This is a genomic window from Stenotrophomonas sp. GW821-FHT09E08, assembly GCF_059416125.1.
Window position 1 is genome coordinate 182,845 of sequence record NZ_JBWKOO010000005.1, and the last position, 12,773, is coordinate 195,617.

General features: G+C 66.6%; 10 protein-coding genes. 5 read left to right on the forward strand and 5 right to left on the reverse strand.

Annotated features, from left to right (window positions below):
- Window positions 1-21 precede the first annotated feature (21 nt).
- Complete coding sequence (locus AC07M7_RS09275) at window positions 22-2,646, forward strand: TonB-dependent receptor (RefSeq protein ID WP_495207225.1); 2,625 nt, start codon at window positions 22-24, stop codon at window positions 2,644-2,646.
- An 80-nt stretch (window positions 2,647-2,726) separates the two neighbouring features.
- On the opposite strand, the gene betT is transcribed toward AC07M7_RS09275, so the two are convergent.
- A complete protein-coding gene (gene betT, locus AC07M7_RS09280; RefSeq protein ID WP_046987060.1) occupies window positions 2,727-4,706 on the reverse strand; it encodes a choline BCCT transporter BetT in 1,980 nt (659 codons plus the stop codon).
- 195 nt (window positions 4,707-4,901) lie between these two features.
- On the reverse strand, window positions 4,902-5,282 hold the full coding sequence (locus tag AC07M7_RS09285; protein ID WP_006372781.1) for a VOC family protein: 381 nt from the start codon (window positions 5,280-5,282) through the stop codon (window positions 4,902-4,904).
- Window positions 5,283-5,427: 145 nt separating this feature from the next.
- Here AC07M7_RS09285 and AC07M7_RS09290 point away from each other — a divergent pair, with 145 nt between their 5' ends.
- The 3 genes from AC07M7_RS09290 to AC07M7_RS09300 all read left to right on the forward strand — a co-directional run bounded on the left by AC07M7_RS09290 (window position 5,428) and on the right by AC07M7_RS09300 (window position 9,905).
- Window positions 5,428-5,946 (forward strand): sigma-70 family RNA polymerase sigma factor, encoded by a 519-nt coding sequence (locus tag AC07M7_RS09290; protein WP_495207226.1) that lies wholly within the window; start codon window positions 5,428-5,430, stop codon window positions 5,944-5,946.
- Window positions 5,943-6,887, forward strand: a complete 945-nt coding sequence (locus AC07M7_RS09295) for a FecR family protein (RefSeq protein WP_495207227.1) — start codon at window positions 5,943-5,945, stop codon at window positions 6,885-6,887. The genes AC07M7_RS09290 and AC07M7_RS09295 overlap by 4 nt, the downstream gene beginning before the upstream one ends.
- A gap of 69 nt (window positions 6,888-6,956) precedes the next feature.
- Window positions 6,957-9,905, forward strand: coding sequence for a TonB-dependent receptor (locus tag AC07M7_RS09300; protein ID WP_495207228.1), 2,949 nt, complete (start codon window positions 6,957-6,959; stop codon window positions 9,903-9,905).
- Between the two features lie 113 nt (window positions 9,906-10,018).
- Here the strand turns inward: AC07M7_RS09300 and AC07M7_RS09305 are convergent, their stop codons facing one another.
- Together AC07M7_RS09305 and AC07M7_RS09310 are read right to left on the reverse strand one after the other, a co-directional pair.
- Complete coding sequence (locus AC07M7_RS09305) at window positions 10,019-10,342, reverse strand: DMT family transporter (RefSeq protein WP_136638069.1); 324 nt, start codon at window positions 10,340-10,342, stop codon at window positions 10,019-10,021.
- On the reverse strand, window positions 10,342-10,695 hold the full coding sequence (locus AC07M7_RS09310) for an SMR family transporter (RefSeq protein WP_495207229.1): 354 nt from the start codon (window positions 10,693-10,695) through the stop codon (window positions 10,342-10,344). Before AC07M7_RS09310 ends, AC07M7_RS09305 begins: the two co-directional genes overlap by 1 nt.
- 160 nt (window positions 10,696-10,855) lie before the next feature.
- On the opposite strand from AC07M7_RS09310, the gene AC07M7_RS09315 reads away from it, so the two are divergent.
- Complete coding sequence (locus AC07M7_RS09315; RefSeq protein ID WP_428708702.1) at window positions 10,856-11,707, forward strand: LysR family transcriptional regulator; 852 nt, start codon at window positions 10,856-10,858, stop codon at window positions 11,705-11,707.
- 68 nt (window positions 11,708-11,775) lie between these two features.
- On the opposite strand, the gene AC07M7_RS09320 is transcribed toward AC07M7_RS09315, so the two are convergent.
- On the reverse strand, window positions 11,776-12,696 hold the full coding sequence (locus tag AC07M7_RS09320; RefSeq protein WP_136638072.1) for a M14 family metallopeptidase: 921 nt from the start codon (window positions 12,694-12,696) through the stop codon (window positions 11,776-11,778).
- Between the last annotated feature and the right edge of the window lie 77 nt (window positions 12,697-12,773).

Consider the following 12,773-nt stretch of genomic DNA (forward strand, 5'->3'; position numbering starts at 1 on the left):
CCGTTCGGCGTTGTCGCTTCCATGTACCGCACCACCCTGAACCTGCTTGCCAGCGCCATCGCGCTGGGCCTCATCGCCGGCGCTGCCGGCGCCGCTGAAACCGCCGACTCCGGCAAGGACAGCACCACCCTAGGCACCGTGCTTGTGACCGGCTCCAACATCAAGCGCAGCGATACCGCTGGGCCCAACCCGGTGCAGATCGTCAGCCGCGAACAGATCGAGCAGACCGGCCGCTCCACCCTCACCGACGTGCTGCGCAACCTGTCGGCCAACGCCGGCAACAGTTTTGACGAGCAGTACACCGGCAGCTTCGCCGCGGGCTCGGCGTCGATCGGCCTGCGCGGCCTGTCGCCGAAGAACACGCTGGTGCTGGTCAACGGCTATCGCGTCTCCAACTTCGGCTTTGCACTCAATACCCAGGACACCTTCGTCGACCTCAACGCACTGCCGATCAGCGCGGTCGAGCGCATCGAAGTGCTGAAGGACGGTGCCTCGGCGGTGTATGGCTCCGACGCCATCGCTGGCGTCATCAACATCATCCTGCGAAAGAACTTCCAGGGCGTGGAAGTCGGCGGTGGTTTCGGTACCGCCACCCAGGGTGGACTGGACGAGCGCAAGGCCAACCTGCTGGCCGGCTTCGGTGATCTGGAACAGCAGGGCTGGAATGTGCTGTTCGGGCTGGACCTGCTCAAGCGCGACCGCCTCGATGGCGATGACCGCGCCTATACCCGCAGTGGTGACTTCCGCGACAAGCCCGGTGGCCGCCTGGCCGGCTGGTCCACTGCCGGTGGCAACTGGCTGAGCAACCCCCGTGCACCGCAGCCGTTTGCCAACTGCCCCGACGGCAGCCAACTGCGCCCGTACAGCGATTTCGGCAGCACCCTGCCCGGCCAGGCCTGCGCCTTCAACGCGCAACCGTTCAAGACCCTGCAGCCCGGCGCCGAGCGCCTGCAGGCGTCGCTGAGTGCAACCTACCGCTTCAACGACAGCGTCGAGGCCTTCGCCGACGTGCTGTACAGCCACAACAAGGCCGACCAGATCTTCAGCGCGCCGCTGACCGTAGGCCCGGGTCTACGTGCTTACAACCCGGCCACCGGCACCCTGATCGACGTTCCGGCGGTGCTGCCGGTCGGTCATCCGAACAATCCGGGCAACACGCCGCTGCCGTTCGAGTACACCTTCTTCGATCTCGGCCCGCGACTGAAGGACAACACCCAGGTGTTTTACCGTGCCCTGGCCGGCGTGCGCGGCAGCGGCGAGCGCTGGGACTGGGAAGTGGCAGCGCTGACCTCGCAGAGCGCGCAGCGCGAGTACGTCGACAACTTCGTCAACCGCTACGCGTTCGAGCAGATCCTGCGCGATGGCAGCTACAACTTCCTCAACCCGTCCAGCACGCCGGGGGCGCTGGATGCACTGCGCCTGCAAACCAAGCGCCCGGGCTGGTACAAGCTGCACGCGTTGAACGTGAAGGCCTCGACCTCGCTGTGGGAGCTGCCGGCCGGTGCAGTCGGCTTCGCCTGGGGCGCCGAGTTCCGCAAGGAATCGCTGGATGCGCGTACCAGTGCGCAGGTACTGTCGGGCACCGAACTGCGCCCGGCCATCAACGTGGTCAACGGCGAGCGCCAGGTCAGTGCCGCCTACGCCGAACTGAGCGTGCCGTTGCACCGCACGCTGGAACTGCAGCTGGCCGGTCGCGGCGACCGCTACGATGACTTCGGCAAGGCGTTCTCGCCGAAGGTGGCGCTGCGCTGGCAGCCGCTGGACAGCCTGCTGCTGCGCGGCTCGTTCTCACGCGGGTTCCGCGCGCCGTCGCTGCCGGAGATCGCGCCGGGCCAGACCGTCAGCTACGGCTCGGTGATCGATCCGCTGGATCCGCTGCAGCCCGGCGGCAGCCGTGGCGTGACCAACATCCGCACCGGCAACCCGGACCTGAAGGCCGAGCGCTCGCGCAATTTCAACGTGGGTGCCGTGTGGTCGCCGGATGGCGATACCAGCATCGGCCTGGACTGGTACCGCATCGAGCAGGACAACCTGGTCAAGCCGGACAGCGCGCAGTTCATCGTCGATCACCCAGAGTTGTTCCCGGGCCGCGTGCAGCGCGAGAACGGCCGCATCCAGTTCATCACCAACCAGTACGCCAACCAGGGTGAGCTGACCACCTCGGGGCTGGACCTGGACGCCAGCCGCACCTTCCGCACCGACGGCTGGGGCAACTTCACCGTGGCCGGCAGCTGGACCCACCTGCTCAGCTTCAAGCAACCGCTGGTGGCCGGCCAGGCGCCGTACGAAGGGGCCGGCAACAACCGCCACGGCGCACTGCCGCGTACGCGCGGCACGACCTCGCTGAACTGGGCGGTGGGCGACTGGAGCAGTACGCTGAGCCTGCAGTACGTGAGCGGCTACGACCAGCGCGTAGCGACGGCGACCAGCAACCCGGGATTGCGCGACCGCATCAAGCCCTATCACCAACTGGATCTTTACGTGGCGTACGAAGGCATTCCCAACACCACGCTGTCGCTGTCGGTGCTGAACCTGACCGACAAGGACCCGCCGTTCGATCCGGCCGGCGGCTCCAATGGCTTCGACATCAGCCAGTACAACCTGCGCGGGCAGTTCGTCTCGCTCGGCGCTCGCTACCGGTTCTGAAGCGGTAACGGGGCGGCGGTGATGCGCCGCCCCGTTCGCGTTGCCGGCCAGCGACCGGCACTACCACCGCACCCACCGCATCAGCGGCTCAGATGCAGGAACTGCAGGTGCCGTTCGTACTGGCTGATGATGTCGTTGATGATCTGCTTGCGGCTGTAGCCCACCAGATCGTAATCCTGGCTGCCTTCGTACAGATGCACTTCGGCGCGGTAGTAGCGCTGGTTGCGCAGCTGCTGTGCGGCGAACGACGGGGTCAGGTAGCCACTGAGGATTACCCGGTACTGGAAATCCTGCTGCTCGCCGTGATTCACCGACAGCTCCATGTCACCGGCCTCGAAGCGCGTGGCCACATCCCAACCCTGCCCTCGCAGCTGCTCGGCCACCGCCTCCATCGCCGGCTTCACGGTGTCGTCCATGAAGCGGTAGACCTGGTCGCGCACCGGGAAATGCATGGCCTGGGTCAGGCGCTGGCGCCAGCCCTGGTGATGGCGGTCGTCGCCGATCAGCGGCGAAGGCCGGTATTGCTGCGCGCGTTTACGATGCGACTCATCGCTGAAGGCGCGGGTCAGGCCCCACATCATCAGCAGCAGCACCGCCGAGAACGGCAGCGACGCCAGTACAACCGCCGACTTCAATGCATCGATGCTGCCGGCCAACAGCAGGCCAGCGGTCAGAACCGCGATCACCGTGCCCCAGAACACACGCAGCCAGCGTGGGCCGTCGTCCTCGGGCGCACCGCCATGCGAGGACAGCGTGGACAACACCACCGCCCCCGAATCCGCCGACGTCACGAAGAAGATGAAGCTGATCAGCACGGTCACCGCGATCACCGCCTTGCTCCACGGATACCCATCCAGCAGGGCATACAGCACGGTGGGTGGGTCATCCACCGCCAGCTGTGCCAACTGCTGCTGGCCATGGTGCAGCACCTGGTCCAGTGCACTGTTGCCGAAGATCGACAGCCACGCCAGGGTGAAGCCGAGCGGGATCAGCAGCACGCCGAACACGAACTCGCGGATGGTGCGGCCACGCGAGATGCGGGCGATGAACAGGCCGACGAACGGCGCCCAGCCGATCCACCAGGCCCAGTAGAACACCGTCCAGCCGCCCAGCCATTCGGGACGGCCGCCATAGGCGTACACATCGAAACTCTTGCCCACCACGCTACCGAGGTAGTCGCCCAGGTTCTGCATCAGCGTGCTGAGCAGGTACTGGGTGGGGCCGGCGCACAGCATGAACAGCACCAGCGCGATCGCCAGCAGCATGTTGATGTTGGCCATCCAGCGCACGCCCTTTTCCACCCCGGAGACGGCGACGGCCACCGCTGCGCCCATCATGGCGACCACCAGGATGATCTGCACCAGGTTGGAGTGCGGGATGTTGAACAGGTGCGACAGGCCTGCGTTGAGGTGCAGCACGCCGAAGCCCATGTCGGCGCCGATGCCGAACACGGTGGCGACAATGCCCAGCGCGTCCACGGTGTAGCCGATCGGGCCATTGATGCGCTTGCCGATCAGCGGGTAGAGGGCCGAACGCAGTGCCAGCGGCAGATTGTGCCGGTAGGCGAAGTAGGCCATCGCCATCGCCGCCAGCGCGAACACGCCCCAGCCATGCAGGCCCCAGTGCAGGAACAGCAGCTGCATGGCCTGGCGCGCACCGGCCTCACCGGCCGCCGGATCGCCTTGCGGCGGCTGCATGTAATGGGTCAGAGGTTCGGAGACGCAGAAGAAGAACAGCGTAATGCTGATGCCGGCGGCAAACAGCATGCCGGCCCAGGAGAGATAGCTGAACTCCGGCTCGTCATGGTCCGCGCCGAGCTTGATGCCGCCATACTTGGACAGCGCCACGCCGACCACGAACACCAGGTACAGGGTCATTGCCAGCAGGTAGTACCAGCCGACATTGAGGGCGGCCCAGTCCTGCGCCTTGACCAGAAGGCGGCCCGCACCGAGCGGGAACAGGCTGACGAACAGCGCGAACGCCACGACAACGATCGCCGCGAAGGCGAACACAGGTCGAAGGGTGCGCACCGGGGATTGTTGCGGCTCCAGTACTTCCATGGGGCGGCGTTCTCCGGTAGATCAAAGGGTTAGCCGACCGATTGTGGCTGAACCGCAGTGGACAGAGCATGAAGTTGCAGCCTGCGGTCACAGGCCCGGTCCACCATTCCGTGCTATCACGCGCGCGCCGAAGCGCGCCTGCAAGCGCAGCCGCGCGCGGACCGCGTGCATCGCGGCCACGCGCGTACTGTCCAATCACGACATCACATGCACCGCGCACAGCTTGTTGCCATCCGGATCGCGCAGGTAGGCCAGGAACAGCTGCCGCCCGGCCATGTTGCGGATACCGGCCGGGTCTTCGATGGCGGTGCCACCGTGGCTTACGCCTGCGTCCTGCCAGCCACGCACGGCATCGGCACTGTCCAGGGTGAAGCCGATGGTGCCGCCATTGGCGTGGCAGGCCGGCTCGCCATCGATCGGTGCGGTGACGATGAACATGCGGCCATCCTTGAAGTACACCAGCCGGCCCTTGTCATCGAAGACGCCCGGTCGTGCGCCCAAGGCGGTGAACAATGCATCGTAAAAGCGATGGGCGACGTCCATGTCGTTGGTTCCAACGGTGATGTGGCTGAACATGCGGGCACTCCCTGCGGAAAGACCGCAGTGTCGGCGAGCCCGGCGGTCATCGCAAACGCCCTGGCCATTGCCCCCTGCGCAGGGTTTGTCGTACACCGCTCGATCACACTATAATAGGAATCATTCTCATTAATGATCGATGCCGATGGCCGTGCCCGCCGCCTCCAGCACCGCGCTGGCGGGGTTCTACCGCGAACACCATGGCTGGCTGCTGGGCTGGCTGCGGCGCCGCACCCACAACGCCGATTGCGCCGCCGACCTGACCCAGGACACCTTCGTGCGCCTGCTCAGCCGTCGCGTCGATCCGACCGAACTGCGCCTGCCGCGTGCCTATCTCAGCACGATCGCGCACGCGCTGCTGGTCAACCACTGGCAGCGCGCGGATCTGGAGCGCGCCTACCTGACGGCCTTGGCCGCGCAGCCAGAGCCGGGGCATCCATCGGCCGAAGAACGCACGCAGGCACTGCAACTGCTGCATGCCATCGCCGACATGCTGTCCGGCCTGGCCGAGCGGCCACGCCGTGCGTTCCTGATGGCACGACTGTCCGGCCTGGGCTATGCGGAGATCGGCCAACAGCTGGGCGTGTCCGAACGCATGGTCAAGAAATACATGGCGCAGGCGATGCTGCATTGCCTGCGCCTGTCCGGCGGCGCAACAGCATGAGCATCGCGCTGGCCAGCCCAGCACTGGCGCAAGCCGCCGAATGGTTCGCGCTGCGCGAGCAGGGCTGGAGTGATGACGAGCAGTACCGCTGGCGCGCATGGCTGCAGGCTGATGCCGGCCACGCCGATGCGTGGCGTCGGGTCGAGTCGGTCTGGCAGTCCTTTGCCCCCCTGTCAGCAGCAGCCGCTGCCACAGCGCTGGATGCCGCAGGCCGTCGCCGCCGGCAGGCTCTGCGCGGCCTCGGAGGTGCACTTGGCATCGGCGCGGTCTCGCTGCTGGGCCTGCATGGTCTGCAGGCACAACGTGGCCTGCAGACACAACGCACCGCCGCCGGACATACCGGGCACTGGATACTGGCAGACGGCAGCCAGCTGTGGCTCAACGCCGACAGTGAAGTCACGATCGACATCGGCAGCGACCGCCGCGCCCTGCATCTGCTGCGTGGCGAACTGCTGCTGCAGACCGGCCATCACCCCGCCTTCGCCGACATGCCCTTGAGCGTGCATGTGCCGGGCGCACGCCTGCAGCCGATCGGCACCCGCTTCGCGGTCGGTCGCGAGGCGCAGGGCAGCCGCTTGGATGTATTTGAAGGTGCCGTGCGCTGCCTGCCGCTGTTCGGCGCGGCGCTGAACATACGTGCTGGCGGTGCCGTGCAGATCGGCCCGATGGGTGGACTCTCCCCGGTGGCTGCGGATCCGTTGCGCGGTGACTGGCAGGAGGGACGCCTGCAGGTGCAGGACACACCCATGATACGGATCATCGATGAGCTGGCCCGTCACCATCAGGGCTATCTCGGTTGTGATCCGGCGCTTGCTGCATTGAAAGCCACGGCGGTGCTGCCGCGACTCGACAGCATGCAGGCACTGCAACTGTTGGCCCGCGCCCTGCCGATCCGCATCGAGCAGCGCTGGCCGTGGTGGACCGTCGTGCGTCCGCTTTGAAATCGCGGTTCCCTTTCTGTGCGCTCACCGGGCAATACAAGGGAACCCATTGCGGATGTTGCCGCCCCCATGAAACTGCCCTGCCCCTCCCCTCGCCCCCTGACCATCGCGCTGTGCCTGGCCCTGGCCTCCCCGTGCCTGCTGCCGGCCGCCGCCCATGCACAGGACACTGCGGCCGCCATTCGCTGGCAGATCCCGGCTGGCCCGCTCGACCAGGCCCTGACCGCATTCGGCCAGCAGTCGGGCCTGTCCATCGCTGCCGATGCGCGCCTGACCCGCGGCCGCCACAGCAAAGGCGTGCAGACCACGCTCGGCACGGACGCCGCATTGGCGCAGATGCTGGCCGGCACCGGCCTGGCCTTCCAGCGTGATGCCAGCGGCGTGGTGCTGCAGGCGGCGCCTGCCGCTGAAGCCGGGGTACGCCAGATCGGCACCCTGCGCGTGGCCGGCCAGGCCAGCGAAGGCGCTTCGCCGTGGGGGCTCGCCGATGCCGATGCGGTCTACCGCGACAGCGGCTCGCGCGTGCATCTGGACCGCCAGCAGCTGGAACGCTTCCGCGGCCAGTCGATCGGCGACGTGCTTGCCGGTGCGGTGGGCGTGCACACCGCTGACATTCGCAACGGCGGTGCGCTGGACGTCAACATCCGTGGCCTGCAAGGCCAGAACCGGGTGCCGGTGATCATCGACGGCGGCCAGCAGGCCATCGATGTTTATCGCGGCTACGCCGGCGTGCAGCAGCGCAGCTACCTCGACCCGGACCTGATCAGCGCGATCAGCATCGAGAAGGGGCCAAGCCTGGCCGCCAACGCCGCCAGCGCGATCGGCGGGGTGGTCAACATGGAAACATTAAACGTCGATGACATCCTCGATGATGGCCAGACCTGGGGCCTGCGCGTGCGCGGCGGCGTGGCCGACAACAGCATCGACCGCACCCGCACCTTCAAGCAGATCGCGCGTGGCAGCGACAACCGCAACAGCCTGCGCGACCCGCGCGACTGGAATGGCAGCGCGGCGTTCGCCCAGCGCGGCGAAGACTGGCAGCTGGTCGTGGCCTATGCGCGGCGCCGCCAAGGCAACTTCTTCGCCGGCAGCAACGGTGCGCATCGCTATGACAACCAGCACCTGTCCAGCGGCGGCACCGGCATGTCCAGCCAGGCGGTGTCCAAGCTCTTCCATCCGGGCGATGAAGTGCTCAACACGCATACCGACAACGAATCGGCGTTGCTGAAATTCACCTGGACACCCAACCCCGACCAGCGCCTGGAGCTGAGCCACCGCTACTTCAATTCGAGTTTCGGCGAGATCATGCCGTCGGCGATCGGACGCGTGGGTGAGTCCAACGAATGGGTGACCTACGTGGACAAGGCCAACACCATGTTCCAGTTCGAGCCGGGGAAAATGCGGGTCAATGCCACCTCGCTGCGCCACCGCTACCGGCCCGAGGCACATCCGTGGCTGGACCTGAGCAGCACGCTGTGGCTCACCACCGCCACCAGCCGCATGTTCAACAGCAACATCGCCAACACGCCGCTGTTCAAGGATGTGCCCTCGGACCAGATGCCCGACACGCTGGGCGACACCTACGGCCCGGGCCTGCAGTCGGACGTGAAGACCCAGCGTTGGGGCGTGGACAGCAGCAACACCACGCGCTTCAGCAATGATCTGGGCGACTGGACGCTGCGCTACGGCGCCTCCTTCCAGCACGAGGACACCGCGCCCAACTCACCGGTGCTGCCGGTGGATTTCAACAACAACCGCTACCTGCGCTCGGGCACACGCCGCGAAGCCAGCGTCGTCGCCTCGCTGCAGTGGCAGCCGTGGGACTGGCTGTCGCTGACTGCCGGCGGCCGCTTCACCGACTACCGCACCCGCGACCGCAACCGCGTCGCCTTCGTCAGCGAATCGCGTGACCTGCGCTACACCTTCGCGCGCCTGAGCAAGGGCGGCCAGCTGCTGCCGGGCTGGTACAAGGAGTGGTACCCGGATGCCCAGGGCAACTATACCTATGACTCGCTGCGCGCCACGCCCTATGGCGACAGCACGCTGGGCCAGGCCTACGATTTCGACGGATTCATTCCTGATCCGCGCGGCGCCAACGGTTTCTATACCAAGCAGATTCCCACCGCCTGGGGCTACAAGCCGGCGATCCGCCGTTCCGGCCACGGCTTCGCGCCGTATGCAGAGGCGCGCTTCAACCTCGACCAGGACATGTTCTTCTACGTGAAGTACGCGCAGGGCTGGAAGATGCCCAGCCTGTTCGAGTCGACGCTGGGCAACAGCACCTCGGCACCGGTGGCCGACCTGAAGCCGGAGAAGAACCGCTCGTGGGACATCGGCTTCAGCCTGCTCAAGCAGGACCTGTGGCGCGACGGTGACCGCCTGGCGTTCAAGGTGGCGTGGTTCAAGAACGATATCGACAACGCGATCACCCGCCGCTTCGATTCCAGCAACTGGGCCTTCTACGTCGATAACGTCGACAACTACACGGTGTCCGGTTACGAGCTGCAGTCCGGCTATGACGCCGGCATCGCCTACCTGGACCTGTCGGCCAGCTACTACCAGCGCGCGCGCACCTGCGATGCGGCCACCGCCAAGCGCCTGCGCGAAGGTCCGTATGCGAAGTGGAGCAAGCTGGACGCCACCCCGGACTGCGTGGACGGCGGCTTCGGCACCTCGTTCGTCAACGCGCAGAATCCGCCGAAATACTCGATCCACAGCACGCTGGGCTTCCGCCTGTTCGACCGCCGCCTGGATACCGGCATCCGCCGCACCTACAACAGCGGCCCCACCCATGAACTGGACAAGCCCTGGAACACCACCGGTTCGACCGGCCTGCAGAACATCTACCTGCCGACCGCGATCTATGACTTCTATGCGCGCTGGCAGTTCACCCCGCGCAGCGAAGTGGAGCTGGTGGTCAGCAACGTGCGCAACACCTACTACATGGACACGCTGGCGATGAGCCTGATGCCGGGCCCGGGCCGCACCACGCGGCTGAACTTCACCGCACGTTTTTAACTGCTACAGAAACAGCAACGCCCCGGAGCTATCCTCCCCGGGGCGCTTGCTTGCGGCGGCTCACGTTCTGGCAGGTACCAACCTGGGTTGGCACAGCGACGCGTTACTTCGCGTTACTTCGCGGTACTCAGCAGCAGCACCGCGACGGTGACCAATGCGATGCCGACCCAACCGATTGGACGCAGGCGGTTGCCGAACAACAGGCGGCCGCAGGTGGCGGTACCGATCACGCCGATCGCTCCCCACATTGCATAGGCGGTGGCCAGGTCCATGTAGCGCACCGCCTGGCCGAGCAGGGCGAAGGCGATCCAGACGAGGACGATCGCACCGACGCCCCAGCGCCAACGACGGAAACCTTCCGACTTGGCGACCATCATGTTGGCGGCGACGTCGATCAGCGCAGAACAGATCACGAAAAACAGGGCCAGGGTGTTCATCAGTGCGCCTCCCCGAGGGTGACGCAGACGATGCCGACCACTGCCAGCACCAGGCCGGCCAGCTGCTGCAGCGACAGGCTTTCACCGAAGACGGTGAGGCCGACCACGGTCAGCAGGGTCAGGCCGAGGCCTTCCCACACTGCGTAGGCCACGCCCACGGCGATGCGGCGCACCGATTGCGCGAGGAAGAAGTAGGACAGCGCCAGCGCGCCGGCCATGATCAGATAACCGGTCCAGCCGCCATCGCGGGCGGCATCGGCCATGAACGAGGTGCCGACCACTTCGGCGATGATCGCCACGGTCAGGCAGGCCCAGGCGACCAGCGCGCCACGGGCGGGAACAGTACGGGACATGTGAAACTCCTTGCCGGGCGGGGACCGCGCCGCCTTTTCAATAGATCCACGCCGTGCGTGGAGGGTCCGGAACGCCCCGCAGACGGGGGCGATGGAAGCCAGTATCATCGCTTTTTACGGTGGTATCAAAATAGTTCCCATCGACAGGAGCGATGGATCAATGCCCTACTCCCCTGAATCCCTGCAGGCTTTCGTGGAAGCCGCAGCCCTGGGCTCGTTCTCGGCAGCGGCGCGACGCCTGCGCAAGACCCAGTCAACGGTCAGCACCGCCATCGCCCACCTGGAGGCCGATCTGGGCGTGAGCCTGTTCGATCGCAGCGGGCGCTACCCGCAGCTGACCGAGGCCGGGCGCCAGGTACTTGGGCACGCGCAGGAAATCCTGGCTGCCGATGCCCGCCTGCAACAGTTGAGCGTGCGCCTGGCCGCGCCGGTCGAGCCGCGCCTGACCGTGGTGTTCTCCGATGTCTATCAGCTCGATCCCGAGCAGCGGATCCTGCAGCGCTTCGCCGAAGCGTTCCCGGAGATCGAGCTGGAATGGCTGGATGCCGAGGGCGAGGATGTGCTGGAGCTGGTCGGCAGTGGTCGCGCCGGGCTGGGCCTGCTGCCCAGGCAGGAACGCTATCCCGATGGGCTGGTGGCCCGACCGTTGGCGCACCACAGCGAGTTGTCAGTGTACGTAGCGCGCGAGCACCCACTAGCCAGCGCCGGCCGTCGCACCGCCGCACAACTGGCGCGGCATAGACAGGTGCGCCTGAGCGCGGAAGTCGACCAATCCCGCGTGGTCACCGGCCTGGCCTGGACCGCCACCGACTACCTGATGGTGATGGAGATGGCCGAGGACGGCCTCGGCTGGGCCGAGCTGCCGCGGGCGCTGGTGCAGCGCTATGACCGTGGCCGGCTGGTGGAACTGGTGCTGCCCGGCTGGCCACGGCGCATCCACAGCGACCTGCTGTGGCGCCGTGATACGCCGCCGGGACCGGCCGCACTATGGTGGGCCGACGCATTGGGGTGAGGTAGTGCCGGCCGCTGGCCGGCAATCCCAGTGTCCCGTGGTTGCTCGCCAGCGGCCGGCACTAGCGATCAACGATGGGCGAGCGCGTAATCCAGCGCCGAGCACACCGCTGCCACCTGCGCGTCATTGCACTGCTGCGGGGTCGCCCGCGGGCTGTCCGGGTAGACCTCGGTGGTGGTGGTGTACTTCGCGCCAGTGATGCCTGCACACAACGCCAGCTTCACCAGCGGGTACTCGATCACGCCGTGCGCCACCACCGCTGAACCGATGATCTCGCCCTTGTCGTCGGCCGGCGCGATGTGGGTGACCTTCTCCACCGCAGCGATCACCGCCTGCTGGAAGGCCGCCTGCGGGTTCTCGCTGTCGTCCACCAGGTAGAAGCCATCGGGAATCAGGCCCGGCTCGAACGGCTTGCCGTCACGCGCGGCCAGCGCCGGGCGGAACTCGCTTTCGTCGCTGTCGGTGGTCTCGTGCAGGTCGATGTGCAGCACGAACTGACCCTTGATCGGTGCGATCAGCTCGATCAACGCGGTCGACTCGCGGGCCGGGCCGTCGACACGGAAGTTGCGGTTCGGATCGATCGCATCGAAGTTCCAGCGGTTGATGCGCTCGAAGCCCCACGGATTCACGCACGGCGCCACCAGCAGGTTGGCCTTGCCGGCGTAGTCGGCGGCGTGCTTTTCGAGGAATTCCAGCGCGCCCATCACGCCGCTGGTCTCGTAGCCGTGCACGCCACCGGTGACCAGGGCAGCCGGCAGCGCCGGGTTCCAGTCGCGGCTGCGCAGGGCGAACAGGGTGTAGGTCTCGCCAGCGTAGTCGAGCTGGCCATAGGCCACCTTGTCAAAGCGCGAGGCCAGCGCCTCGATGCGCGGCAGCACCTCCTCGTCATAGCGACGCAGGCGCTGCTGGCGGCCACGCCACAGCTCCCGTTCCGCCGCTCCCCACGGCTGGCCAGGGGTTCCGACGGGATAGAAAGCGGCTTGGGACATGGCGGATCTCAGCGAGTCAGGAAGCAATCAGACACTCTATCACCGGGGCCTCGGCATGAACTGCAGACGCATTCCAA